The organism is uncultured Chloroflexus sp. (assembly GCF_937129525.1).
In the GTDB taxonomy this organism is placed as follows: domain Bacteria; phylum Chloroflexota; class Chloroflexia; order Chloroflexales; family Chloroflexaceae; genus Chloroflexus.
Genome location: NZ_CAKZNK010000079.1, coordinates 1 through 25,515, shown reverse-complemented (window position 1 = coordinate 25,515; position 25,515 = coordinate 1). Strand labels below are relative to the sequence as shown.

At 56.0% G+C, this 25,515-nt stretch carries 22 protein-coding genes; 18 read left to right on the top strand and 4 right to left on the bottom strand.

Annotated elements, in window-relative coordinates:
- The first annotated feature begins 84 nt into the window (after positions 1 to 84).
- From Q0650_RS09765 to Q0650_RS09680, 18 genes are all read left to right on the top strand, one after another.
- Positions 85 to 2,022, top strand: a complete 1,938-nt coding sequence (locus Q0650_RS09765; protein ID WP_298818413.1) for an ABC transporter substrate-binding protein — start codon at positions 85 to 87, stop codon at positions 2,020 to 2,022.
- Between the two features lie 258 nt (positions 2,023 to 2,280).
- A complete protein-coding gene (locus Q0650_RS09760) occupies positions 2,281 to 3,474 on the top strand; it encodes an ABC transporter permease (RefSeq protein WP_298818411.1) in 1,194 nt (397 codons plus the stop codon).
- A 146-nt stretch (positions 3,475 to 3,620) separates the two neighbouring features.
- Entirely contained in the window at positions 3,621 to 4,613 is a 993-nt protein-coding gene (locus Q0650_RS09755) for an ABC transporter permease (RefSeq protein WP_298818409.1), read from the top strand.
- 27 nt (positions 4,614 to 4,640) lie between these two features.
- Positions 4,641 to 5,657: an ABC transporter ATP-binding protein gene (locus tag Q0650_RS09750; protein WP_298818407.1), complete on the top strand. Its 1,017-nt coding sequence runs from the start codon at positions 4,641 to 4,643 to the stop codon at positions 5,655 to 5,657.
- 50 nt (positions 5,658 to 5,707) lie between these two features.
- On the top strand, positions 5,708 to 6,706 hold the full coding sequence (locus tag Q0650_RS09745) for an ABC transporter ATP-binding protein (protein ID WP_298818405.1): 999 nt from the start codon (positions 5,708 to 5,710) through the stop codon (positions 6,704 to 6,706).
- Between the two features lie 71 nt (positions 6,707 to 6,777).
- On the top strand, positions 6,778 to 8,007 hold the full coding sequence (locus Q0650_RS09740) for an exonuclease SbcCD subunit D (protein ID WP_298818403.1): 1,230 nt from the start codon (positions 6,778 to 6,780) through the stop codon (positions 8,005 to 8,007).
- A gap of 351 nt (positions 8,008 to 8,358) precedes the next feature.
- On the top strand, positions 8,359 to 9,372 hold the full coding sequence (locus Q0650_RS09735) for a Gfo/Idh/MocA family protein (RefSeq protein ID WP_298818401.1): 1,014 nt from the start codon (positions 8,359 to 8,361) through the stop codon (positions 9,370 to 9,372).
- 82 nt (positions 9,373 to 9,454) lie between these two features.
- The gene (locus tag Q0650_RS09730; protein WP_298818399.1) at positions 9,455 to 10,570 is read left to right on the top strand and encodes a DegT/DnrJ/EryC1/StrS aminotransferase family protein; all 1,116 of its coding nucleotides are present in this window, start codon (positions 9,455 to 9,457) and stop codon (positions 10,568 to 10,570) included.
- Positions 10,571 to 10,676: 106 nt separating this feature from the next.
- Complete coding sequence (locus Q0650_RS09725; protein WP_298818397.1) at positions 10,677 to 11,690, top strand: SDR family NAD(P)-dependent oxidoreductase; 1,014 nt, start codon at positions 10,677 to 10,679, stop codon at positions 11,688 to 11,690.
- A complete protein-coding gene (locus Q0650_RS09720) occupies positions 11,687 to 12,844 on the top strand; it encodes a DegT/DnrJ/EryC1/StrS aminotransferase family protein (RefSeq protein ID WP_298818395.1) in 1,158 nt (385 codons plus the stop codon). Before Q0650_RS09725 ends, Q0650_RS09720 begins: the two co-directional genes overlap by 4 nt.
- Before the next feature lie 114 nt (positions 12,845 to 12,958).
- Positions 12,959 to 13,972 (top strand): glycosyltransferase, encoded by a 1,014-nt coding sequence (locus Q0650_RS09715; protein WP_298818394.1) that lies wholly within the window; start codon positions 12,959 to 12,961, stop codon positions 13,970 to 13,972.
- 97 nt (positions 13,973 to 14,069) lie between these two features.
- Positions 14,070 to 14,825: a polysaccharide deacetylase family protein gene (locus Q0650_RS09710; RefSeq protein ID WP_298818391.1), complete on the top strand. Its 756-nt coding sequence runs from the start codon at positions 14,070 to 14,072 to the stop codon at positions 14,823 to 14,825.
- A 78-nt stretch (positions 14,826 to 14,903) separates the two neighbouring features.
- Positions 14,904 to 15,848 carry a glycosyltransferase family 2 protein gene (locus tag Q0650_RS09705; RefSeq protein ID WP_298818389.1) on the top strand — a complete coding sequence of 315 codons (945 nt, stop codon included), beginning with the start codon at positions 14,904 to 14,906 and terminating at the stop codon, positions 15,846 to 15,848.
- Positions 15,849 to 15,866: 18 nt separating this feature from the next.
- Entirely contained in the window at positions 15,867 to 16,829 is a 963-nt protein-coding gene (locus tag Q0650_RS09700; protein ID WP_298818387.1) for a glycosyltransferase family 2 protein, read from the top strand.
- 212 nt (positions 16,830 to 17,041) lie between these two features.
- On the top strand, positions 17,042 to 17,584 hold the full coding sequence (locus Q0650_RS09695; RefSeq protein ID WP_298818385.1) for a DapH/DapD/GlmU-related protein: 543 nt from the start codon (positions 17,042 to 17,044) through the stop codon (positions 17,582 to 17,584).
- A 4-nt stretch (positions 17,585 to 17,588) separates the two neighbouring features.
- Positions 17,589 to 18,587, top strand: a complete 999-nt coding sequence (epsD, locus tag Q0650_RS09690; RefSeq protein WP_298818383.1) for an exopolysaccharide biosynthesis glycosyltransferase EpsD — start codon at positions 17,589 to 17,591, stop codon at positions 18,585 to 18,587.
- A 19-nt stretch (positions 18,588 to 18,606) separates the two neighbouring features.
- Positions 18,607 to 19,173, top strand: coding sequence for a serine O-acetyltransferase (locus Q0650_RS09685; RefSeq protein ID WP_298818380.1), 567 nt, complete (start codon positions 18,607 to 18,609; stop codon positions 19,171 to 19,173).
- Between the two features lie 50 nt (positions 19,174 to 19,223).
- Complete coding sequence (locus Q0650_RS09680; RefSeq protein WP_298818378.1) at positions 19,224 to 20,330, top strand: glycosyltransferase family 4 protein; 1,107 nt, start codon at positions 19,224 to 19,226, stop codon at positions 20,328 to 20,330.
- On the opposite strand, the gene Q0650_RS09675 is transcribed toward Q0650_RS09680, so the two are convergent.
- The 4 genes from Q0650_RS09675 to accD form a co-directional block, all read right to left on the bottom strand.
- Positions 20,327 to 21,544: a hypothetical protein gene (locus Q0650_RS09675; protein ID WP_298818376.1), complete on the bottom strand. Its 1,218-nt coding sequence runs from the start codon at positions 21,542 to 21,544 to the stop codon at positions 20,327 to 20,329. The genes Q0650_RS09680 and Q0650_RS09675 overlap by 4 nt on opposite strands.
- Positions 21,545 to 21,706: 162 nt before the next feature.
- Positions 21,707 to 22,951, bottom strand: a complete 1,245-nt coding sequence (locus Q0650_RS09670) for a hypothetical protein (RefSeq protein WP_298818373.1) — start codon at positions 22,949 to 22,951, stop codon at positions 21,707 to 21,709.
- Positions 22,952 to 23,272: 321 nt separating this feature from the next.
- Positions 23,273 to 24,121, bottom strand: coding sequence for an acetyl-CoA carboxylase carboxyltransferase subunit alpha (locus Q0650_RS09665; RefSeq protein ID WP_298818371.1), 849 nt, complete (start codon positions 24,119 to 24,121; stop codon positions 23,273 to 23,275).
- A gap of 18 nt (positions 24,122 to 24,139) precedes the next feature.
- A complete protein-coding gene (gene accD / locus Q0650_RS09660) occupies positions 24,140 to 25,057 on the bottom strand; it encodes an acetyl-CoA carboxylase, carboxyltransferase subunit beta (RefSeq protein ID WP_298818369.1) in 918 nt (305 codons plus the stop codon).
- Positions 25,058 to 25,515: the final 458 nt, after the last annotated feature.

Genomic DNA, 25,515 nt, shown 5'->3' with positions numbered 1-25,515 from the left:
CGCGGCTGATCGACGATTTACGTCTGGTCAAGGCCTGGAAATCGTTGGTTTCGTTGCCCTCAGATTTAAGGAGGACACAGACAGATGGCTAGCTTTACCAAGCGAATCGTTGCCGTTGCGATGGTGATGGCAATGGTGATTCCCATGCTGGCGGCTTGCGGTGGCGCAGCTCAACCCCAAGTCGTCCGCGAGACCGTTGTTGTGGTGCAAACCGCTGAGCCGGTGCGCGAGACGGTAGTCGAGACAGTGGTGGTGACGGAGGAGGTTGTCAGCGAGCAGTATACGACTCCGCACCCGATCTTGAGTGATGTGCGCGTCCGCCAGGCGATTGCCTACTGCACCAATCGGCCAGAGTTGATCGCATCGGTGTATCCGTATCTGACTCCTGAGCAGCAAGAGCAGTTGCTCATGGATACATTCCTGCCGAAGGCGCACTGGGCTGCGGCAAATCAGAACATCACCGTTTATCCGTTCGATCCCGAGAAGGGTAAGGCGCTGCTTGAGGAAGCCGGCTGGACCGGCGAACCGGTTCGCACTAACGCCAATGGTGATGCGTTGGCGCTGAGCTTCACAACCACAAATGCCCAGTTCCGCCAGACCTGGTCGGCGGTCTTTATTCGCCAGATGGCTGCCTGTGGTATTCAGGTCATCCCGACTTACGCGCCAGCCTCATGGTGGTTCGGCAGCAGCACAGGCCTCCGCCGACGCGACTTTGAGCTTGGCGCCTTTGCCTGGGTTGGTCAGGCCGATCCGGGCGGCCAGACGCTGTACGCCTGTAACCAGATTCCGCTGCCTTCCAACAACTGGGAGGGCCAGAACTACATGGGCTGGTGCAACGAGCGGGCCAGCCGCGCCATCATCGCGGCGAATAATACGCTCGATCGCGCCGAGCGCATTCGCCAGTATGCTATCGTCCAGGAAGAGTTCACCAAGGACATGGTGAGCCTGCCGCTCTTCAACCGACTTGAAGCGTATGCTGCTACCAACCGCTTGCTCAACTTCAAGCCGAACCCCACCGAGTATTACACGGCCAACGCCGATGAGTGGGAATTGACCGATGGCGGCGACACGCTGGTACTCGGTTTCACTCAGGAGCCGCAGACGATGTGGTCGCTGATCGAGAGCGCGGCAGTGCAGCGGATCGCGGTTAACCTGCTGGGCGTTCCGGCAGTGACGAGCTACGACTATGACTATCAGCCGGTTGGTCTCGATGGTCTCTCAACGATTGAGAGCGGTCGGGCTACCAATGTTGATGTTGAGGTCAAGGAAGGCGACATCGTCTGGAATACCGATGGTGAAGCTGTGCCGCTGGCGCCGGGTGTCGAGATTACGACTGCCGATGGCGAGACGATTACGTACCAGGGCGGCACTGTCAAGATGAAGCAGTTGACCGTGACCGACAAGTGGATTTCGGGTATTGTCTGGGAAGACGGCGAGCCGCTGAAGCAGGCCGACTTCGAGCTGGCCTACAAGATCAACTGCGATCCGGATTCGGGCGCGACCTCGTTGACCTACTGCAACTCGATCGCTAATATCGAGTTCAAGAGCGATACCGAATACACGGTTACCTTCCACCCTGGCGTGCAGTGGCCGACCTATTTCGCTGGCGCCGGCCTTGGCGCTTACCCGTCGCATCAGGTGCTGAGCGATGGCCGCCGCCTGGCCGATGTGCCGGCTGCCGAGTGGCAGACGCTGCCCGAGATCATCGAGCGGCCTCTGAGCAACGGCCCCTACATCCTCAAGGAGTGGGTGAAGGGTCAGAGCATGACCTTCGAGGCCAATCCCAATTACTTCAAGGGTGAGGTCAAGATTAAGAACGTGATCATCAAGTTCATCGCCGACACCAATCAGGCGGTGGCTCAGTTGCTGACCGGCGAAGTTGATGTGCTGGGTAGCGAAACGCTGGGCGCTGGCGCTGAGGTGCAGACCGTGATCGAGGCCGGCAACCGCGGTGAAATCCAGGCCTTCGTTGTTGCCAGCCCGACCTGGGAGCACATCGACATGAACCTCTTCACCAAGTAAGCGGTTGCGTTGATCGGAATCGGTGCGGCGATGGGTCTACATGTTTCCCATCGCCGTGCCTTCTGTCATTGCTTGATGCCAAGACGCGATGGTGAAAAGGGTATTGTAGGTGAAGGGTAGAGATCAGGTCGGCTGAACGGCATCCTTTGCGCCCTTGCGTCTTTGCATCAACTGCGATCAAAATGGTAAGAAGATGACGAGCCAGCGCGCAGCGTGATGTAATCTGGTAATTTTCCTACACCTCTGAGGAGTATTGCTATGGCAGGTTATCTTGCCCGCCGCTTTGTGCAAATGTTGTTAGTGGCACTGGTCGCTGCCATCTGTTCGTATGGCATGTTGTACCTGGTGCCCGGCGGGCCAATCGATCAATTACTGGCCGAGCGCCAAAATGCCGGTCAAAATCGCATTTCCGAAGATGATATTCGACGGGTGCGCGAACGGTTTGAGTTAGACATCTATGTGCCATTCCGGTTCACCCGCTGGCTGATCGGGTGGCCAGCGGGACCGCTACCCGGTGGGATTGGCGCCGACTGGCAGGTAGGTTGTGCAGTGCCCGGTCAGATGCGGCTGCGCTATCCCGATGGCCGGGTTGAGGTGGTCGAAGAGGGTTGTGAGGTTCCGGTAACGATGGCCGACCTCGAAGGTCGCAAGGTGAGCCGTGGCATTGTGTTTGGTGATTTCGGTATCTCGCAGGTCATGCTCCGAGGCCGACCGGTCACCGATCTGATTATGACCCGCCTCCCCTATACGCTCTATTTGATGGGAGCGTCGATCTTTCTTTCAATCCTGATTGCGGTGCCGATTGGTGTCTATTCGGCGGTGCGTCAGTATTCGCGTTTCGATTACATTATGACGACGCTGGCCTTTATTGGCGCATCCTTGCCGAGCTTCGTCTTTGGGATCTTTGCCATCCTGTTGTTTTCAGTCCTGGCCAAAAATGCCGGTCTGCCATATTTGCCCCCCGGTGATGCGGTTGGAGTGCGTGATTACACCATCCCGTGGATTGGCGCAGTCGAAGCTGGCTCATTCCTTGACCGCTTCCTGCGCTTCTTGATGCCATGCGGTGTGTTGACCTTCATTAACATCGCCGGCTGGAGCCGTTTCGTGCGTGGCAGTATGCTCGAGGTGCTCAGTCTCGATTATGTGCGCACGGCTCGCGCTAAGGGCGTGGCCGAACGAGTGGTGATTCTCAAGCACGCGCTGCGCAATTCACTGATTCCGTTCGTTACGTTGCTGGCCGGTATCCTGGTTGCGCTCTTCAGCGGCGCGCTGATTACCGAGACGGTGTTTAACTGGCCGGGAATCGGTCGCCTCTTTATCGATGCTCTTGGTCGCAATGACTATAATGTCGTGATGGCATTGCTGATCATCAACGTGGTCTTGCTGCTAATCGGTATTTTGATTACCGATATTCTGTACACGGTGGTTGATCCACGCATTCGCTTAACTTAACATCACATTATGGGCTACCGCGGCAGGTCATAAGGTCTGTTGCGGTAGCCCAATATGATGAGCGAGAGACTCGAAAACGGAGTATCATACACGGTACAACTGGCGACGCTGCCAGAAATAAACAAAACACTACGAGGAGAAGTTGAATGGCCACCAGCACGACTGCCGTACCGCTCGAAGAGACCGCTCCCCGGCGGTCTGAAGGGCAGTGGGCAATTGTCTTTCGCCGTTTTCGCCGCCACCGGCTGGCGATGTTCTGCGTGGGCTTGCTGTCGGTTTTGTTATTGCTTTCGGCAGCCGCTCCCCTGATTGCTCCTTATGAGCGCGATGAGCCAAACCTGACCGGTCGCTTCCTCACCCCAATGGGGATTGATGCCGATGGCGGTTTGCATATTCTTGGTACCGACCATCTTGGCCGCGATTATGCTACCCGCTTGCTCTACGCTTCGCGGGTCTCGCTGGGCACAGCATTTACTGCCACGCTCATTGCCTCTACAATTGGGATTTTGCTCGGAATGCTGGCCGGTTATTTCGGTGGTTGGGTTGATACCATTATCAGCCGTGTCCTTGAGATTGTCGCCACCTTCCCCACCTTGCTCTTGCTGTTAATCCTGTCAGTTATCCTGGTGCAAAACATTAATGCCATACCGTTGCCTTCATGGGCTGCGTCGGGATTAGCCTTCATCTTCGCCGTTTCAGAGCGCGAGGCACGCATCATTTTTGCCGTTATTCTAGTGCTTGCCTTCTTTGGCTGGACTGGTACGGCCCGTCTGATGCGCGGTATGGTGCTCTCGGTGCGTGAAAATGTGTATATCGAATCGGCGCGAGCGTTGGGGGCGAGTAACTTGCGCATCCTGTTCCGCCACGTTTTCCCCAATGCGTTGCCGCCGATGATTGTTGATTTTACCCTTGGCGTTAATGGCACGCTGGTTGCCGAGTCAGCGCTCAGTTTTCTCGGTTTCGGTATCCAGGATCCAACCCCAACCTGGGGAAATATGCTTGGTTACGCGCAAAGCTACATGTTCCAGTATCCGTGGATGCCGTTGATTCCGGCAATGCCAATTCTGGTAGCGTCGATTGCAATCAATTACATTGGTGATGGCCTGCGTGATGCCCTTGATCCGCGTCAACGTGGCTAACGTATTAGTGAAATATACGGAGTTCCTGTGGCAACCGAGTCTCGTGTTGTAGCGGGCGCAGCGCGCCCAACTGGTCGTCGTGGCGCTGAGCTGCTGCGCGTGGAAGGTTTGAAAACCTACTTCTTTACCGAAGATGGTGTCGTGCAGGCAGTCGATGGGGTGGATTTCACCCTTCGCCGCGGCGAGACACTTGGCATTGTCGGTGAGTCGGGTTCAGGCAAAAGCGTCACGTCACTCTCGATTATGCGGCTGGTTAGTCCGCCTGGTCGGGTCGTCGAGGGAAAGATAATCTTCGACGGGATCGATTTGCTCAGCCTTGATCCTGAAGAGATGCGGAAAATTCGTGGTGATCGGATTGCGATGATTTTCCAGCAGCCGACGACTGCGCTCAATCCGGTCTTCCGCGTGGGCGATCAGATTATCGAAACCCTTGAGATCCACCAGGGTCTCAAGGGTGAAGAGGCAGAAAAACGCTGTATCGAGCTGCTGTCTATGGTGGGTTTGCCCGATCCTCAGCGGCGTATGCGTCAGTATCCCCACGAGTTGTCAGGCGGGCAGTGTCAGCGGGTGATGATTGCGATGGCGCTGGCCTGTAACCCCGAATTGCTGATTGCTGATGAACCAACCACTGCGCTCGATGTGACCATTCAAGCGCAGATTCTCGATCTGATGCGTGAATTGCGTGAGAAGATCGAGACGGCTATTATGCTTATTACCCACGATATGGGCGTGATTGCCGAGATGGCCGATAGCGTGGTGGTGATGTATGCCGGCCAGGTAGTAGAATACGCCGATGTGCAATCGCTGTTTAGCGATCCAAAACATCCGTATACTCGCGGCCTGCTCAATTCGATGCCGGTGCTTGGCGATGAGCGCGAAGAGCTTGAGGTGATCCCCGGTACGGTGCCGAGTCTGATTAACCCGCCGAAGGGCTGTCGCTTTGCCTCACGCTGTAGCAAGCGCTTTGAGAAGTGTGATCTGCCGCCGCCAATGATCGAGTTAGGATCAAACCGGCGGGTGCGCTGCTGGCTCTATGAAGATTAACGTCAGCGCGCTGCTTTGTTGATTGGTTAGCGATAAGATGGAGTGCGAGTATGGCTACTCCGGTGGTACAACCGGCAAATGATACACTGCTTGAGGTGCGCAATCTCAAGAAATACTTCCCGATTAAGGGCGGATTTTTGCGCCGTACCATTGCCGAGGTGCGCGCCGTCGATGATGTCAGTTTCACTGTCAAGCGCGGCGAGACGTTGGGCCTGGTAGGCGAGAGTGGCTGTGGCAAGACAACGACCGGTCGCACCGTGCTGCGCCTTGAACGAGCGACTGCCGGCGAGGTGATCTTTGAAGGTCAGGACGTGATGCGCGCTAATAGCCGCACGATGAAGGCGCTACGGCGCGACATGCAGATCATCTTCCAGGATCCTTATGCCTCGCTTGATCCGCGGATTACGATTGGTGAAAGCGTGGCGGAAGGTCTGGTCATTCACGGGATCGGCACGCCGGCTGAACGACGCGAGCGAGTGCGCGAGGTGCTGGCGAAGGTTGGTCTGAGCGCCTCGCATATGACCCGCTTTCCACACGAGTTTTCTGGCGGTCAGCGGCAGCGCATCGGGATTGCTCGCGCCTTGATTATGGAGCCGAAGCTGATCGTCTGCGATGAGCCGGTTTCGGCGCTTGATGTATCGATCCAGTCGCAGGTGCTCAATTTGCTCCGCTCACTCCAGCGTGAGTTCGGTCTAACCTACCTGTTCATCGCTCATAATCTGGCCGTAGTTGAGCATATTTCTGATCGAGTAGGGGTGATGTACCTGGGGAAACTGGTCGAATTGACGACCAGCGCCGAGCTGTTCCGCGAGCCGCTGCATCCCTATACCAAGGCGCTAATCTCGGCTATCCCACACCCGAACCCGTTCGTTAAGCGCGAACGAATTGTGTTGCAGGGTGATGTGCCCAGTCCGATCAATCCGCCGAGTGGGTGTCGCTTCCATCCGCGCTGCTGGATTGCTAAGAGTATCTGCAAAGAGCAAGAGCCGCCGTTTGAAGAGAAGCGCAAGGGGCACTGGGTGGCATGTCACTTCGCCGGACAGTTCTGACCAGGATGTAAATCTGCTATACTCCAGGGCACGGTATTGCCGTGCCCTGTTGATTGTGGGACATCGCCGCTATGATCCGCATGCTTCATCTGGCCGATCTGCATCTGGGGGTAGAGAATTACGGTGCGCTCGATCCGCGACGTGGCCTTCATTCGCGCCTGATCGATTATCTCGACCGGCTCGATGAGGCGATTACAGTCGGGCTGGATCACCAGATCGATCTTTGCCTGATCGCTGGCGATATTTATAAAAACCGTTCACCCAATCCAACCGTCCAGCGTGAATTTGCCGCGCGCATCCGCCGTTTGCGTGAAGCGGGTGTGGTGGTGATGATCCTCACCGGCAACCACGATATTTCACCGGCGCAGGGCCGTGCCCATTCGGTTGAAATCTTTGCAACCCTGGCGCTGGAAGGAGTCATCGTGGCTGACCGATTGCGTCGGCATCGCGTCAACACGCGCAGCGGTGACGTGCAGGTGATCGCAGTGCCCTGGGTGACGCGCCAGATGTTGCTTACGCGCGATGAGATGGTGGGCGCGTCATTTACAACGATTGAGTATGAGCTGCGTCGTCGGATCGAACAGTTCATCGAGCGGGCAGTTGCCGAGCGCGAGCCTGATCTTCCCACCGTGCTGGCTTTTCACGGTACAGTCGAAGGGGCACAGTTAGGATCAGAGCGGGCAATGATCCTGGGGCGCGACCTGAGCCTGCCACGTTCGGTGCTGGCTCAACCCGGTGTTGATTATGTAGCTCTGGGTCATATTCACCGTCATCAGGCGTTGGCTCAACAGCCACCAGTCGTCTATCCCGGTAGTATCGAGCGGATCGATTTTGGCGAACGTGAAGAACCCAAAGGTTGCGTACTGGTTGAACTGGCGCCAGGGCACGCGCGCTGGCGGTTTGTGCCACTCTCTGCTCGCCCCTTCGTGAGTATTGAGCGTGATCTACGTCGTAGCAGCGATCCGGTCGGCGCATTGCAAGCCGCGATCGCGCGTTCCGATTTGCGCGATGCCGTCGCGCGGGTGGAAGTTCAACTCACCCGTGAACAGGCATCACTGCTACGTGAAGAACAGGTGCGTGGATGGTTGCGCGAGGCTGGCGCAGCCGTGATTGCCGCCATCGTGTTTGACGTGGAGCGTCCGGCGCGGCAACGGTTTGCCGGTGTCGCCGAAGCTCTGCGTGAGGGGTTGACCCCGCGTCAGGCGCTCGAACTCTACCTCAAAAGCAAAAATGTTCCCCCCCAACGGATTGCGCAGTTGCTAGCAGCAGCCGATGAGTTGATCGGCGAATCAGAGTCATAGGGTCGGTCGGTGCTGTCAATCGCCTGAACCACATCAGTAGAGCATCTGGCGATAGAGCGAAGGTTTTCACTGCTCAAGCCAGGTAACCTCATGTTGCGCTTATTCCCCGCCTGGCGGATGCGCTGCCACATCATTCCCTGCGTCAGGTAAAGAATAGTGAACGCTTCACGCTACTTATGTTGGTAGCAGGCTTGTTATTGATACATCTGTTTGTGACGAGTCAACAAACATAACGAACATCTTATGTGCTGTTGCTTTCCTGTCACGCTCTGGTAATCATACTTTCGTATGATAGCAACGAACGATGTTATCGTTCGCTTCATTCTGAATTGATCAAAGGCAGGTGTCATCATGATCGGCATTGGCGTCATCGGATACGGTTACTGGGGTCCCAATCTTGTGCGCAATTTTGCCCAGGTTGCCGGAGCACGGGTAGTGGCTGTCTGTGATCAGCGCGCCGAGCGACGGGCGTTGGTCGAGCAGGTCTATCCGTCAGTCAAGACCTACGCCGATGTTGCTGAAATGTTGCGTCATCCCGGGCTTGATGCGGTTGCTGTCGCAACACCGGTATCATCACACTTCGAACTGGCATTGATGGCGTTGCAAGCCGATAAGCATGTGCTGGTTGAAAAACCTTTTACCGTGACAGTTGCTCAAGCCGAGCGACTGGTCGAGGAGGCGGAGCGGCGTGGTTTGACGCTGATGGTTGATCATACGTTCATCTACACCAGCGCGGTGCGCAAGATTAAAGAATTGATTGACAACGGCACGCTTGGCGCACTCTACTATTACGACTCGGTGCGGGTCAACCTCGGTCTGTTTCAGAATGATGTGAATGTGCTGTGGGATCTGGCCGTCCATGATCTTTCGATTATGGATTATCTGATTGGCAGGTTGCCCACAATGATTGCGGCCACCGGTATGGCCCACGTGCCGGGCAAGCCGGAAAATATGGCCTACCTCACCTGCTATTTCCCCGGCAATTTGATTGCTCATTTTCATGTCAATTGGATGGCGCCGGTGAAGATTCGTCAAACACTGATCGGCGGTTCAGAGAAGATGATCGTTTACGACGACATTGAAATGAGCGAGAAGGTGAAAGTCTACGATAAAGGCATCATTGTGAGTGAGAGTGAAGATGCTGTCTACCAGCGTCATGTTGGCTACCGAACCGGCGATATGTGGGCGCCGCGGCTCGACAACATCGAGGCGCTAAAGGTTGAAGCCGAGCACTTTGTCGATTGCGTGCGCAATGGGCGCCGGCCAATGTCAGATGGCTACGCTGGCTTGCGTGTCATCCGCGTGCTTGAAGCGGCGACTCGCTCGATGCTCAACCGCGGTCAGCCGATTGCGCTTGATGGGTGAGTGAAAGCTGCGTGGAAAACCCTCAGCGTCAGGTTAACAGCCTATTCGGTATCGCAATCGATAACCTCTGAAGGGGGAACGTATGATCCCGTTTGTTGATTTGAAGGCTCAATATCTCTCGATTAAGGAAGAGATTGACCGGGCCGTGCTGGATACGCTGGCCAGCACCCAATTCGTGCTGGGTAAAGAGGTGGCGGCATTTGAAGAGTTATTTGCCGCTTACACGCAGTGCCAGTATGCAATTGGCGTCAATTCTGGCACCAGCGCGCTGCATCTCGCGTTGCTTGCCGCTGGTGTCAGACGCGGCGATGAAGTGATCACGACGCCGCATACCTTTATCGCGACGGTTTCAGCAATTGATTACACTGGCGCGCGACCCGTCTTTGTAGACATCGATCCGGTGACCTTCACGATCGATCCGGCTCAGATCGAGGCGGCGATCACGCCGCGCACCAGGGCGATCATTCCAGTGCATTTGTATGGTCAGCCGGCTGATATGGATCCGATCATGGCGATTGCGCGCAAACACGGTTTGGTTGTGATCGAAGATGCAGCGCAGGCCCACGGGGCCGAGTATAAGGGGCGACGAGTCGGCAGCATCGGTGATTTAGGTTGCTTTAGCTTCTACCCTGGCAAAAATTTAGGCGCGTATGGCGAGGGTGGCGCGGTTACAACCAGCAACCCTGAACTGGCGCGGACGGTGCGTATGTTGCGCGATTGGGGCGCCGAACGTCGTTACCATCACGATCTGAAGGGCTTTAACTATCGGTTGGAAGGGATACAGGGCGCCGTTTTGCGAGTAAAGATGGCGTACATCGAGCAGTGGACTGAGCTGCGACGCGCAGCGGCGGCGCGCTACGATGCGCTTCTGGCTCCGATTGGGGCACGAACGCCGACGGCCCTGCCTGATCGCCGCCATGTCTATCACATCTACGCCATTCGTGATGCCCGGCGCGACGAGTTGCAAGCCTACCTCCACGATCACGGTGTCAGCACCGGTATTCACTATCCGATCCCGGTACACTTGCAGAAAGCATTCGCCGAATTGGGTTATCAGGCAGGCGATTTTCCGCAGGCAGAAGCGGCAGCGGCTGAGGTGCTGTCACTGCCGATGTTTCCGGAATTGACTGCCGACCAGCAGCAGGTGGTTGCCAATGCTATGCAGGGATGGATGCAACAGGTGGTTGCCGTCAGGTAGCATTGTAAGCGTAGCGAGAAGCTGTCGGCGGTGTTTGCAGATGGTTGAGCTTCAAGATGACCTCGTTCAGGAATAGGAACTGAACGGGAACGAATGAGGATATGGTATGACAACGAAGCGGATTCTGGTGACCGGCGGGGCCGGCTTTATCGGGAGTGAACTGGTAACCCAACTGGCTGCCGCCGGTCATCGCGTGATCGTCGTGGACAATCTGATCAATGGTAAACGGGAAAACCTCACTCATCTGACTGATGCCGATGTTGAACTGGTGGTAGCCGATATTCGCGAGCGCGGTACGATGGCGCGCCTGTTGCGCGGCGTAGAGCTTGTCTACCATCTGGCGTGCCTGGGGGTTCGTCACAGCCTGCACGATCCCCATGAAAATCATGATGTCAATGCGACAGCGACGCTTACCCTGCTCGATCTGGCCCGGCAGGCCGACGTAACGCGGTTTGTGTACGTGTCAAGTTCAGAAGTGTATGGCACGGCGCGCTGGGCACCGATGACCGAAGAGCATCCGACCTTTCCGATGACGGTCTACGGCGGTGGCAAGCTGGCTGGTGAGTGCTATACCCGCGCCTTCTGGGAAAGCTATCGGTATCCGACCGTCGTGGTGCGGCCATTTAATAGCTTTGGCCCGCGTAGTCATCATGAGGGTGATAGCGGTGAAGTCATTCCCAAGTTTATGTTACGGGCAATGGCGGGCAAGCCGATGGTCATCTTCGGTGATGGTACGCAGACTCGTGATTTCACCTATGTCAGTGACACTGCGCGCGGCATTCTACTGGCCGGCATGATCGACGAAGCGGTCGGCGGCACGTTTAATATCGGGCAGGGACGCGAGATTTCGATCAACGAACTGGCGCGCGCGGTGGCTACAGTGATTGGGAAACCTGATGCTCCTGTCATTCACGATGCGCCGCGACCAGGCGATGTGTTGCGGCTTTATGCCGACAGCGCGCGCGCGCAGCGCGTATTGGGCTTTGCGCCATCTGTCTCGCTCACGGAAGGATTGCAACGGCTCCGTGAGTGGTATCTGTCTCGCGGCGTATCCGTGGAGGATCTGCTGGCCGAAGAGCGCGTTCATAACTGGAAAAAAGAGGAGAGCGTTAACCTATGACGACTATCGCGAACCGCCAGATTCCGCTGGCCAAACCGGTCATGGGTGAAGCTGAAGCCGCTGCTACTCAGCGGGTGATCTTGTCGGGCTGGATCACGCAGGGGCCAGAGGTAGCTGCTTTTGAGCAAGAGTTTGCCGCCTATACCGGCGCTGCCCATGCTGTGGCCGTCTCAAACTGCACTACGGCTTTGCATCTGGCATTGCTGGCAGTAGGAGTAGGGCCAGGTGATGAGGTGATTACGGTCAGCCATTCTTACATTGCCACTGCGAATAGTGTGCGCTACTGTGGCGCCGAGCCGGTCTTTGTCGATATTGATCCGGCGACACACAATATGGATCCAGCGCTGATCGAGGCGGCAATTACGCCGCGCACCAAAGCAATTCTGACGGTGCATCAGATGGGTATGCCAGCCGATATGGAACGCATTCTGGCGGTGGCGACGGCGCATGGATTGCCGGTGATCGAAGATGCTGCCTGCGCGATCGGTAGTGAGATCTGGTGGCAGGGGCGTTGGGAGAAGATCGGGAAACCGCATGGCGTAATTGCGTGTTTCTCGTTTCATCCCCGCAAAGTGCTCAGCACTGGCGATGGTGGCATGCTGACAACCAACAACGCCGGGTATGCCGACTTGTTCCGTCTCTTGCGCCAGCATGGGATGAGCATCAATGACCGTACCCGTCATCTGGCCAATCAGGTCATTTTTGAGGAATACAACCTTGTCGGCTACAACTATCGGATGACCGACATTCAGGCCGCAGTGGGACGCGAGCAATTGCGACGGTTGCCGGAAATTGTGGCTACGCGGCGCCGGCTGGCCGAGCGGTACGCCGAGCTGTTGCGGGCTATTCCAGGGGTGGGTGTGCCGGAAGAACCTCCGTATGCGCGCACCAACTGGCAAAGCTACCCGATCTACCTGCCGCCATGGTGCGATCAGCGGGCAGTGATGCAATACATGCTTGACCGTGGCATCGCGACCAGGCGCGGTATCATGTGCGCCCATCGCGAGCGACCCTACTGGCGCGCTGAAGGGTTTCAGTTACCGCATTCGGAATACGGGCAAGATCGCAGCATATTGTTGCCCCTCTACCCTCAAATGACGAGCGACGATCAGGAATATGTGGTAACCGTTTTGGCGGCAGCTTGCGCTCGTTGAGGTGTAGGGACAGAAACCAGGGTGGTGATAGGGTCTATTGTATACAGGCGTCGCGCAAAAAGATAAACTCCGCTTTGATGGCGGTTAATTCCATTGATGGGAAGGATAGGAGCTATGTCGGCGGACAAGGATCGTCCCCTGCTTTCAGTCACCGTGTTAAATTACAACTATGCGCGCTTCTTGCCCACCTGCCTCGGTTCAATCCTTCAGCAGAATTTTCGCGATTTTGAAGTCATTCTGATCAATGACTGTTCAACCGATAATTCGCTTGAAGTGATCCAGCCCTATCTACGCGATCCACGAGTGCGCCTGATCAATCACGCTCAGAACAAGGGCTTCGTATTGTCGCTGATCGAGGGCATGCAGGAGTCACGAGGTCAATACCTGAGTGTGATTTCGGCTGACGATTGGGTGGTTTCACCACGCGCCTTCGCTCGTCAGATTGAGTTGCTCGAACAACATCCGCAGGCAGTAATGGCATTTAGCGCTTATGGCCTCTATGCCGATGAACAGACGTTAAGTTTTGTCAGCCGGGCGGCGGAAACAAGTTATGTGCGCGATGGACGATCGGTATTTGCCGATTTTCTGCTGAAGGGCTACCCTCAGCACAGCGGCACGATGATCCGCAAAAGCGCCTACGACGCGGTTGGTGGCTACGATCCGACGCTGCGCTGGTCGCTCGATGCGCAGATGTGGTTGGGATTGTGCCATTTTGGCGACATCATCTACATTGATGAAATGCTCTACGCTTACCGCCGCCATCCATCGAGCATGTCGAAAGATCCAACGGCGTTGCGCAATGCCATTCTGGAACTGTTTCGTATCTTTGACTGGACGTTCAGCCTGATCCCGGTGGCAGAGCGTTCGCAATGGCAATGGTTGTATCGCAAAGCGCGCCAGCGGGCATTAATCTCATTTGCAGCGGATGCGGTTTTCAGCGGGCAGTTGCGGCTAGGCTGGCGCTTCTATCGAGTTGGCTTGCAGGTGAGTCCCTGGGAGACCCTCTGGCAGAAGGGGACTGTAGCTATCGCACTACGGGCATTGTTGGGCGCAAAACTGTACGATAAACTGTTTCGTCGCTCTCGCCCGATGACCGATAGGGGGATGACGGCTTCATCGCTGACCTGAGCCGGTCAATGCCATGACAATGCTCTACCGGTAGTTATATCACCGATTCGGTTTATCTCGCATCATCCCAGGGAAGTCACAACTATTGAGGCGATGTATGAATGTGCGCGCAATGTTAACCAAAGCGATTGATCAGACAGGCAACCTCTTACTCAGCCCGCCGTATGGAGGGTTTGGCTACTATCACAATCACGGGCCGCGCACACGTCGGGCCGTCGCTTTCACCTTCGATGATGGTCCGAGTAAACCTTGCACCGAGTTGCTGCTCGACACGTTGGGTGAGTTGGGCGTGAAGGCTACGTTCTTTTGTGTCGGTTTAAGCGTGCAGTGGCATCCCGATGTGGCGCAACGCGCCTTTGCTGAAGGGCATATTATCGGCAATCATTCGATGATGCATAGTCGGAAAGCAGGTTTACGGCTGCGTGGCGCCGATCATATCGATGCTGCAACTGCCGTGATTGCGCAGGTCATCGGGCAACGACCAAGACTGTACCGACCGCCATGGGGTTGGTTGACGCCGTGGGAAGGGCGGCGGTTACGGCAGCGTGGTTATGCAGTGATTGGGTGGGATATTTACCCCGACGATTGGAAGGTGCCGGAGGTGCCTGCTGCGCGACTGGTCGATCAAATTAAACCGTTGATCAAACCAGGATCGATCATTCTGATGCACGACTCGGTTTCAAACCAGATCCGATGGGAAAAGACCGAAACTGCACGGGCAGTGCGTATGCTCACCCCCTGGTTACGCGATGAAGGGTATGAGATTGTGACAGTGCCGGAGTTATTGGGCTTGCCGGCGTATGGAGGAATACAGGAGGCTGGTCACGTACCGTCGGCGACCGGGGAGCTTTGACGGGGGCACTGGGCAGCAGTCACGTGCCTCCAGCGACTGGGGAGCTTTGCTCTGGTCCATCGGGAAAAGAGGAATAATATGAAAGAACCGACCATCAGCGTGGTAGTCTGCACTCGTAATCGGGCAGAGAGCGCGGCAATTGCTGTTGCGAGTATTCTGGCTAATGATCATCCGGCCTTTGAGCTGATCGTGGTTGATCAAAGTACCGATACAGCAACGGAGGTGGCGCTGCGGCGCTTTCAGCACGATGAACGCCTCCGCTATGTGGCCTCGACTACGAAAGGTCTGGGCGTAGCGCGTAATATTGGCTTGCAACTGGCGCAGGCGCCGCTGGTGGCCTTTACCGACGATGACTGTCGGACACCATCTGACTGGTTGCGAGTGATCGAAGCCGAGCTTCAGCAAGAACCAAAGGCTGCAGTTCTCTTCTGCAATGTATTGTCGGGGCCACACGATGCCGACGTCGGCTTCATCCCGGCCTATCAATGTCAGCGGCCAAAGCTGGTGATGACATTTTGGGACAAATGCCGCGCGCGCGGGATCGGCGCAGGGATGGCAGTGCGGCGCGAACCGGTGTTAATGATGGGTGGGTTCGATGAGGCGCTGGGTGCAGGTGGCCTATTTCCTTCGGCAGAGGACGCCGATATTGCCTTGCGCGCGATTGCGGCTGGCTGGTATGTTGTCGAGACGCCGGCTACCTTCGTTATCCACGATGGATTTCGCACCTGGCGCGAGGCGCGTGAACTGGCTGCGCGAGACTGGGAAGGTTTGGGTGCGGCGTATGTTAAGCCGCTCAAGGCCGGAAACTGGCGCGCCGGTATTGTCTTTTTGTATGAACTATTAGTGCCGGCTTTGCTCGAACCATTGTTGCCGGTGTTTCGTTTGCGGCGTCCTCGTGGTCTGGGTCGGTTCGTTGCCTTCGCGCGGGGTAGTCTACGCGGATTAGCCTATCCGATTGATCGTGAGCGATTGGTGTATCGAGCAGTCACTCCACTCTCCGCGCCGGTGGAACAATCGTTGTAGTTGAAGGGAACAAGCGACATGCTGGTATCGATTGTCATTCCAACGAAACAGCGTCCGCAGGCTCTGTACCATGCTGTGCAGAGCGTATTTGGTAGCACATACCAGCAGTTTGAATTGTTTGTCGTCGATCAGAGTCCTGATGACGAGAGTGCAATCATCCTGGCGCCATTTCGCAGTGATCCCCGGTTTCACTATCTGCTTAATCGGCGACCCGGTTTTGGCGCGGCGAGTTCACGCAATCTGGGAATTGCCGCGAGTAATGGCGAGGTCATCGCGTTAATTGACGATGATGTCGAAGTGCAGCCCAACTGGCTGGAACAAATTGTGACCGAGTTTCAGGCCGATCCGGAGCTAGAATTCATTGCCGGGCGACTGACAGCGCCACCCTACGATCCGGCGACCGGCTTTACGCCGGCATTCGACGCCTGGCCACATTTGTCACGCTGGCATTTTCCGTTGCATGCCTCTGGGGCTAATTTCAGCATGCGTCGCCGCCTGTTCGATCGGATAGGGGGGTATGATGAGTTTTGTGGCCCTGGCAGTCGATTACGGGCTTCTGACGATACCGATCTATGCTGGCGGATTGTGCGGAGCGGCGCGCGTTATAAGATCTGCCCGCATATTGAAGTAGTGCATACATACGGTTTCCGCCCGCGCGCCGAAGCTGAGGCACTCTTTGCCCGCTACCAGTATGGGAATGGTGGTAACTTTGGCCGTTTCACTCGTCGCGGTGATCTCTTCGCCGGGGCGTGGTTTTTGGCCCGTGAAGGGAAGCATCTGGCGCGTGCCATCTGGTCGGCATTGCGTGGTGACCGGCGGGAGTTGTTCTATGCAGGGCGGCGTTTGCGTGGTTTTTGGGATGGCTTTCGGTTGCCGCCAGGAGAAGGTCTTGTCAATGGCGAGCAGCTTCGGCACATGCAGAGTGCAGCGCGAGCTGCGGAAGTTCCAGTTGCAACACCGACGTCGAGTGTCTGCTTGTAGTTGCCGAAGCGATGTATGAGCGTGTTCAGGGCAGGTATGAGTGCCTGCCCTGCATTCATTTATCAGGCGCCGCCGGTCATAATATGCTGAAGTGGTAGATTGTTTGCAAACCAACGGGCAACGAAACTGTTAACTCACGTGTCATGCGATTTTAGTGTCTGTTCATCTCATTCGGGTAATGTAGATGTGGAACAATGTAAGGGAGGAGCCAGATGCCATCACGTTCTCTGCCTGGCATACTCAGTGACATTCTGGCGGTATTGCGGGCACGCTGGCATCTTCGCCACGCCGAGTTAGGGCCGCGGGTGCGATTATGGGGAAAGCCGGTGGTGCAGAATGGTGGTCGCTTAATCATTGGCGAACGGGCGCGGCTGGTATCGACAATTGTGCCGCTTGAGCTGGCAGTGGCGCATGGGGCGCGGTTAGAGATCGGTGAAGGAACATTCATCAACTATGGTTGCTCAATTGCGGCAACTGAGCTGGTATGTATTGGGCCGCGTTGCAACATTGGCACGTATGCCATGATTATGGATAACGATTTTCATCGGCTAGAGCCGGAGCGACGACAGGAACGACCGCCATCAGCACCGATTATTCTGGAAGAGAATGTCTGGCTGGGAGGACGGGTGACGGTGTTGAGTGGAGTCACTATTGGCGCAGGCAGCGTCATCGGCGCGGGCAGCGTGGTAACCAGGAGTATTCCGCCGCGCTCGCTGGCCGCTGGGGTTCCGGCGCGTGTAATTCGGCAATTGTGAGTGTATGATGCAATCAATCGCAGTCAGTGTTATTATCCCAACTTACAACCGGGTAGCCCGGTTACGGCGTGTACTGGAAGCTTTAGCTACGCAGAGCTATTCATCAGAGCGGTTTGAAGTTGTTGTTGTCTCTGACGGTTCGACCGATGGCACTGAAGCCTATTGTCGGCAAGCCCAAACGCCGTTTCATCTGACGTTCATCCAGCAAGCAAATGCCGGCCCGGCTGCGGCGCGCAATCGTGGCCTGACAGCAGCGCGTGGAGCGATTGTGCTGTTCCTTGATGACGATGTTGTGCCAGTGCCGGATCTGATCGCCGCGCACATGCGCTTGCATGGAGAGCGTAGCCGGCGGGTAGTGCTAGGGACAATGCTTACCCCACCTGATGCGCGTTTGTCGCCTTGGGTAGCGTGGGAGCAGGCAATGCTCGAAAAACAGTATCGGGCGATGACCAGTGGGGTATGGCCGGCGACTGCGCGCCAATTTTACACCGGTAATACATCGCTGTCGCGTGATCTGGTGACGACAGCCGGCGGTTTTGATGAACGCTTCCGTCGCGCTGAAGACATCGAACTCGCGTATCGGCTCGATAAGTTAGGAGTTGAGTTCGTATTTGCGCCACAGGCGGTTGGCTACCACTACGCTGAACGCAGCTTTGCTTCCTGGCTGGCGACGCCGTACATCTACGGACGTAACGACATTATCTTTGGTCGCGAACATCAGATTGATCTGTTGGGGTTTGTCCAGCGTGAATTTGGTCAGCGTAACCGGCTGACGCGCTGGCTGGTCTGGCTGTTGCTGGATCGGCCAAGGGCGAGTGCTGTGGCGCTCGCAATGATGCCCCAATTGGCGTATCTGGCCCACCGATTGTTTGGCGAGCGAGGTAGTCGTCCCCTTTACAGCGCTATCTTCAACCTGCGCTACTACCAGGGTGTAGCCGATGAGTTGGGTGGTCGCGATCGTTTTTTTGCGCCGGTCACGGCTGTGGAAGCTGCTCAGGCCTGAGATATAAAGGGGAATATGTATGTTCGATCTCTTCCTGCAAGATGCCCGGCGATGGGTTACGCCGGGGCAGGTAAGCACAGCGCCGTTGAGTCTCCGTCAACTGTTAGCTTTGCTTTTTCGCCACCTGCCGTTGCGCGCGATGCTCTGGTTTCGATTCGGCTCGTGGTGCAAGCAGCGTGGCATCCCCTTTTTGCCTGGTTATGTGCAGCGGCGGTTATACCGGCGTTATGGATTGGAAATTGTCGTGGGGGCCGATATTGGTGGCGGCCTCTATATTGCCCATCCGGTTGGGACGGTGATTTCGCCACAACGGATCGGTCGTAACTGCACGATTGTCGCCGCCGTTACCATCGGGATGCGTAACGAGTGGGAATTTCCGGTAATCGGTGATGAGGTGTTTATCGGCGCAGGTGCGCGCGTGCTGGGTGGGATCACGATCGGCGACCGCGCTCGGATTGGCGCAAATGCCGTGGTAACGCGCGATGTGCCGGCAGGCGCAACTGTCGTCGGGATTCCGGCGCGCGTGGTCAAGGTAGCAGAAACGGAAGTCAAGGCGTCGGAAGTAGCCAGTTTTAAACTATCCTGATAGCAAGCGATATATCTGGCATCTCAGAAGCCCTGGATTGTGATGGAATAATGGTTCGAGCGTTATTCGTGCTGGAACAACATCTTGGCCACCGCACCTATGCTGAGAATCTGCGTTTCGGCTTTTCTCATCAGCCGCAGATCGTTACATATTGGTCTGAAATCACGTACTATGAAGCGAATGGCTGGATCGAGCGATTGCCGTTGCCCTCCGGCGCGCGAGGGTTATGGCGAGGTCGACAACAGGCGCGGCGCGCGTTACGTTCAACCGATTGCGATGTGGTCTTGTTCAATACGCAGGCGCCGGCAGCACTGGCCGGAGGTCTGGCGCGTCGCCGACCGTATCTGATTGCCACCGACATTACGCCGCGACAATACGATGCAATGGCCTCATTCTACCGGCATCGCGCCGATCGGCCAGGGTTGATTGCCGAGTTCAAGCACCGGATAAACCGGCATTTGTTTCAGCGGGCGGTTTGGGTCTTACCCTGGTCACACTGGGTGCGTGATTCACTGATACGCGATTATGGTGTGTCACCCGATCGGATACGGGTGATCCCGCCGGGTGTTGATGTGACGCGCTGGCGCCCGCGACGCGAGCGGCAGCCCGGGCCATTGCGGGTGTTGTTCATCGGCGGTGATTTTGAGCGCAAAGGCGGTCCGATCCTCCTCGCGGCGCTGCGCCGTATTGAAATGCCGGTGGAAGCGCATCTGGTCACGCGCAGCCCGATTACGTCAGGATCTGGAATGTATATCTATCGCGACCTGACGCCGAACTCACCTCGCTTGATCGAATTGTGTCAGCAGGCCGATGTCTTCGTCTTTCCAACGCAGGCTGAAGCATTTGGGATAGCGGCTGTGGAGGCAATTGCGTGCGGTGTACCGGTTATTGCAACAGCATCTGGTGGCCTGACAGATATTGTCATTGATGGCACAACCGGATTTCTTGTGCCACCGAACGATCCCGATGCAGTGGCGGCCCGGATCCGGCACTTGATCGAGCAACCCGATGCGCGATTACGAATGGCGCGGGCCGCGCGACAGCATGCCGAAACGATGTTTGATGCCGTTCATAACGCGGCCCAGATTGCTGAACTGATGGCGCAAGCCGTCATCGATGCCAAAGTCGGGAGCATTGTTGCCTCGACGCAGCATTAGGGTAGCGCCCAAACGCTGATGTCGCGCGCATGCCAGTCGCCTCCCCACCATCGATCGCCACGAAACTCAATTCGAGTGACGCCGGCTGGGATCGGCATCCAGAAACTGCGGAAATGCTCATCCTTGAAAGCGACACCGTGGCTCTGTACCTGTGCCGCCTGCCAGTTACCGCCATCAAATCGTACCTGGAGGTTGGGACCAATGCCGGCAAAACGGAGTCGCGCATTTGCCGGCGCCGGTGCGGTCAGGGTAATGGCGGGATTGGCCCGATCAACGTAGCGCCGATTTGCGTCGATGATGGTGAAGGGGCGCGCCGGGCTAATGGTCACATTATCCCAATGCCAGGTGCCTGGACGGCAGGTAGTTGGACAATCTTTCAGCGGATTGTAGGAATGGTGACCAAACTGAACAACCCCTTGATTCCAACCGAGATCGGCGATGCTGGTATCTACCCAATAGAAATTGTAGGCCGGCATGCCAAACTTGATCCTGGTGCGTGAGATCTGCAATTCAAAAGTGTCGCGCCGGGTCGGGCTTGGTTCGAGAAACTGGTCATAAGGAATGGGCAGGCCTTCAATGACGGTCGGCTGGAAATTGCGGTAGATGACCACGTCAAAGAAATTCCCGCTGAGATCCATCCGAACCTGCACCGCGTTGCGCGGTGGGCCACTCAGATCCACCTCCATATCGAGTGGCAACTGGAGATGATCGTTGTAGGGGCTAATCCAGAGGTCGATCCAGTCGCGCAGGGTGGTGCGCAGAGTCGATACATCGAAGCGAATAGTCGCCGTGCCGCCGCTAAAATCAACCAGATGGTCGGGTGTAAGATAGATCATACCGTAACCACTGGCCCTGATAGCAGTCATCACGTGATTGCGGCAGAGATAGACGGCGTCCTCATAGGCTTGAATGGTATGCGTTGCCGGCGCCGGCGCGCAGTCTGCGCCATGATCAGCGGCCATCGCTTCAAGCTGATACCACGTCTGCACATCGCGCGAGTGTACGGTGACATCCCAATTGGCCGGATTCCAGCGTTGGGGTTGAGAGGGTTCACCGGTGAATGTTTCGGTGAAGATCGATGGTTTTACCACCAGTGGGATAAACTGGCGCTGGCTGCTAGTCGCAACAACCTGTGGTGTTGGTTGCCATACTGACCAGAGTAAATGACTCAACCCAATGATACTCACAATAATCAGCCAGTATCGTTGTTGCATAATCTCCTCATAATAATGAAGCAGACAGCGATGCTTTCGGGATTCATCTTTGTCCTGATAGCATCGTTGCCTGCCCGTTGATCATTCGTTGTTGACTGAAACGATATGAGCCGCGATGATAGCGTTTACATTGTATCGTCATTTGTTTCCGGCACGTTACCATTATCGTACAACCAGTGGAAGGTGGACACGCGGAGTCGTCGCTGGCTGGCTAATCCGTACCTCACTGGAAGCGCTGTTCGCCAGATTGAGCACGGCGGCAGCCGCATCTGACCATTGTCCGGTGCTATCATTGACATTGAAGTACGGCCAAAGCCACACTCCGGCGTAGCAGTTAGCGCGCAGCTCATTCAGCAACTGGGTTGGGGTACGGTTTGTGCCGCCAGCATTGGCCGGCACTTCGCCGATCACGACCGGTTTATCGAATTGCCCCTCGAACCAATCGATAAACAATGGCGAGTAACTCCAGAAGGCTTCGTCGCCATTCATCCAGCCGTAGTAATGAATCTGATAAAAATCGAGATAACCCTGTGGATCGTAAGCCGTCAGGGCCGCATCGCTCCAGAAATTACCGGCTGCGCCGAGCGCGCCGGTGCTGTTCCACTTCATTGATGCGCTACCGACGGTGGTTAGCTGGTTAGAGTTGCGATGAATAGCGCCAGAGATCTCGGCAATAAAGCGTTGCATCTGCGCTAAGGTAACCGGTTGTGCAACCTCGCTGGCCGGAGAAAAATGTGGCGGTTCATTGATCCCAAATTCCGGCTCGTTGAAGATGTCCCATGCCAGGACATGTGGATGGGTGCCAATGGTGTAGCCGCTGTTACCTACCGGATAGCGCAGCATTGGCAGCAGCGCATTGTTGATGAACGATGCCCGTTTTGCCGCATCGACGATCAGATCGCGGTGCCCACCGGCGTGCTGGCCGCGTCCAGAGGCAGTCGAGTCGGCAAAGAGCATATCGAAACTCCACAGCGTGGGAATGAGATAAATATCTTCTTCGGCGGCAATCTGAATGGCGCTGGCCAGGCTAGGAAGAAAACTGGTATCGAGACCGGTCACCGAACCGCCACTGGTTGCGCTAAATTCAGGCGCGCCACGACCATCGGCAAAGAGCCACCAGCGCGCGGAATTTGCTCCCTGCTGTCGCATAGCGCGAAACATAGCGCGGGTCTGGTCAGGGTTATACGTATGTTGATTCCACTCTTCCACGGTGGCAAAATCGGCGCCGTAACCGCCATTCAACCAGGGCACATTGGCGCCAAGCATGAACCAGCGTTGACCGAAACGTGGCAAGAGATGTGAACGATCGGCGGGGCAAGTCGGTGATGAAGCGATGGTGGGGGAAGCAAGGGTTGTCAGGTTGAGCAGAATCAGGGCTATACAGACAAACCGCAGGATGCTGATCATGATAAAACCCCAGGTTGTGAGAATTGATCTCCATTCTAGTTTTGCCCGAAGCTACTTTAGCACCTGATGAAAAAAAAGTCATTAGCTGAGGAATAGGTATATAGTACTAAAAACGTTGCTCACAGGCATAGTGATATGCCATCAGCTCTAACAACGATAGCATTCAACATCAGCAGGGGTGCAAGGATTGCACCCCTGCTGGTATGGCATTCATTGCCTGTGAGTCGGGCACGGTTCGGCAAAACCGGAGAAGACAGTGAAGAGTTTCAACCAGATTTACCACGAGGTGAGACCGTGGCGCTGGTATCGTGAAAAGGGTTCTTATCGACGAACGAAGAAATCCATCTGTTGTTCTTGAAACTGCCCGATTGAGCGATACTTCTGATAACGTTCCCGCAGCAAGGTATCGAGATCGCGTTGTTGCAGATCGATGAGATGGGCGCGGATCCGTTCACCGACAGTCGTGATCGCGGCGAGACGGTCGGTATGAGCGCCGCCCGGTGGTTCGGGAATGACTTCATCGATAATATGCAACTCGTAGAGATCAGTGGCAGTGAGCTTAAGCGCCTTGGCTGCTTCGGGCGCTTTAGCTGCATCGCGCCACAGGATTGAAGCAGCAGCTTCAGGTGGAGCCACCGAGTAGATCGAATTCTCTTGCATCAAGATGCGATCGGCGACACTGATTGCCAGAGCGCCACCGCTACCGCCTTCACCAATCACGACCGCAATGCTCGGCACGCGCAGCGTTGTCATCAACATAATGCTCTCGGCAATTGCATTCGCCTGACCGCGCTCTTCTGAACTCTTAGTTGGGTCAGCAGCGGGCGTATCGACGAAGCAAATGACCGGCAGGCCAAATTTCTCTGCGTGCCGCATCAGGCGTTGTGCCTTACGATAACCTTCAGGGTGTGGCATACCAAAATTACGCCGCATATTCTCGCGGGTATCATTGCCCTTCTGATGTCCAATGACCATCACCGTTTGGCCGGCAAAGGTGGCCATACCCCCAACCATGGCCGGATCATCGCCGAAGCGACGGTCGCCATGCAATTCGACAAAATCCTCGCAGAGAGCGGCGATATAATCGAGTGTATGCGGGCGCTGAGGATGGCGCGCCAGTTGCACGCGATCCCAGGGAGTCATCGTCTCTTGAGCTGGAGTCTCTTCCATAGCCGTCCTCGGGTGACATCACATAATTGCCTGGGGCAATGTAGCCCGTCGAGTCGCCAGATCGGTCTTGGTGGCTGAAGCTTGCCGCTGTTGATAGAGCCGAAGCAGGCGGGCCAGTGTATCCCGCATTTCGCTGCGGGGAACAACCATGTCGATCATTCCGTGCTCAAGCATGAACTCGGCTGTTTGGAATCCGGCAGGCAACTTTTGGCGCATAATCTGCTCAATTAGTCGTTTGCCGGCAAAACCAATATTAGCGCCTGGTTCAGCGATAATGATGTCGGCAACGGATGGATATGAAGCAGTTACACCACCGTAACACGGATCAACTAGCAAGGCAATATGTGGTTGTCCTGCCTCTGCCAGGCGGGTGAGAGCCATCGTTACTTTGGCCATCTGCATCAATCCAATGACACCCTCTTGCTGACGAGCGCCACCCGAGGTATTAATTGTCAACAACGGGACACCTAGCTCTGCAGCGCGTTCAGCGGCGCGTGCCATCTTTTCGCCGTAAACGCTACCCATCGATGCTCCCATGAATGAGAAGTCACCAACCGCAATACACAACTTGATCCCGTTGATCGTCCCAATGCCGGAGATGACTGCATCAGCCATGCCGGTACGCTGCTGCGCTTTGGCCAGTTTGGCGGCATAGCTTTCATCGGCAGCGACGAAGCCAAGTGGGTCGGTCGGCAACAAGTTGGAGTCCATCTCGCGGAATGAACCAACATCGAGCAGACCAAGCCACTCGTGGGCGCTCATGCGCATATGGTGCCCACATTTTGGGCAGACTTTTAGATTGTCGTTGAGCTGCTTTTTATAAATCAGCTCGCGACACTCGCTGCACTTCACCCACAGATCGTCCGGAATTTGAGAGCTGTCTTGATCGTCAGGTGCGGTAAACCCTTTGCGACTGAGGCGAAAGAACTCTTTCACGGTCTCCTGCGCTTTCACTGGGCGCGTATGCGCGCATCTGCTGGTGATTTTATTCACAGTCACATCGTTGCTCTATATTATAACATGGCGTGTAAAGGGGGTGGCAATGTAATGTTGTATCGAACTGATTGTGAGAAATGGCAGTGAGGTTGCAGTCAGGTGGTCGAGCAGTATTTCTGATTGAAATCAGGTAAAACGTGTTTTCAATCCGCTCGCCGTTCACCTCTTGACAAAATCGGCCCTGCCTGCTATACTCCCTAGCGTCAATCGCACCGCGATTGACCCGGAGGACGGCCCACCGGGCGCGCTCCGTAACAAATGGCCCGTCGTCACCCGGCGCAGCGCAGTTTGCCTGCTCCGCTTTTTTTCGCCGTCGGGCCGGTCGTACCTTGACAACTCACGCGATTGCTGATAGATCCTCGACCACCCCGTAGTGTCACCGACCGAGGTGACGAGTA

Coding starts and splice junctions, on each gene's coding strand:
- Q0650_RS09675 (WP_298818376.1), bottom strand. CDS start 21,544: ATGCAACAACGATACTGGCTGATTATTGTGAGTATCATTGGGTTGAGT.
- Q0650_RS09745 (WP_298818405.1), top strand. CDS start 5,708: ATGGCTACTCCGGTGGTACAACCGGCAAATGATACACTGCTTGAGGTG.
- Q0650_RS09720 (WP_298818395.1), top strand. CDS start 11,687: ATGACGACTATCGCGAACCGCCAGATTCCGCTGGCCAAACCGGTCATG.
- Q0650_RS09665 (WP_298818371.1), bottom strand. CDS start 24,121: ATGGAAGAGACTCCAGCTCAAGAGACGATGACTCCCTGGGATCGCGTG.
- epsD (WP_298818383.1), top strand. CDS start 17,589: ATGATGCAATCAATCGCAGTCAGTGTTATTATCCCAACTTACAACCGG.
- Q0650_RS09670 (WP_298818373.1), bottom strand. CDS start 22,951: ATGATCAGCATCCTGCGGTTTGTCTGTATAGCCCTGATTCTGCTCAAC.
- Q0650_RS09740 (WP_298818403.1), top strand. CDS start 6,778: ATGATCCGCATGCTTCATCTGGCCGATCTGCATCTGGGGGTAGAGAAT.
- Q0650_RS09725 (WP_298818397.1), top strand. CDS start 10,677: ATGACAACGAAGCGGATTCTGGTGACCGGCGGGGCCGGCTTTATCGGG.
- Q0650_RS09755 (WP_298818409.1), top strand. CDS start 3,621: ATGGCCACCAGCACGACTGCCGTACCGCTCGAAGAGACCGCTCCCCGG.
- Q0650_RS09705 (WP_298818389.1), top strand. CDS start 14,904: ATGAAAGAACCGACCATCAGCGTGGTAGTCTGCACTCGTAATCGGGCA.
- Q0650_RS09760 (WP_298818411.1), top strand. CDS start 2,281: ATGGCAGGTTATCTTGCCCGCCGCTTTGTGCAAATGTTGTTAGTGGCA.
- Q0650_RS09710 (WP_298818391.1), top strand. CDS start 14,070: ATGAATGTGCGCGCAATGTTAACCAAAGCGATTGATCAGACAGGCAAC.
- Q0650_RS09680 (WP_298818378.1), top strand. CDS start 19,224: ATGGTTCGAGCGTTATTCGTGCTGGAACAACATCTTGGCCACCGCACC.
- Q0650_RS09695 (WP_298818385.1), top strand. CDS start 17,042: ATGCCATCACGTTCTCTGCCTGGCATACTCAGTGACATTCTGGCGGTA.
- Q0650_RS09730 (WP_298818399.1), top strand. CDS start 9,455: ATGATCCCGTTTGTTGATTTGAAGGCTCAATATCTCTCGATTAAGGAA.
- Q0650_RS09700 (WP_298818387.1), top strand. CDS start 15,867: ATGCTGGTATCGATTGTCATTCCAACGAAACAGCGTCCGCAGGCTCTG.
- Q0650_RS09735 (WP_298818401.1), top strand. CDS start 8,359: ATGATCGGCATTGGCGTCATCGGATACGGTTACTGGGGTCCCAATCTT.
- Q0650_RS09715 (WP_298818394.1), top strand. CDS start 12,959: ATGTCGGCGGACAAGGATCGTCCCCTGCTTTCAGTCACCGTGTTAAAT.
- Q0650_RS09685 (WP_298818380.1), top strand. CDS start 18,607: ATGTTCGATCTCTTCCTGCAAGATGCCCGGCGATGGGTTACGCCGGGG.
- Q0650_RS09765 (WP_298818413.1), top strand. CDS start 85: ATGGCTAGCTTTACCAAGCGAATCGTTGCCGTTGCGATGGTGATGGCA.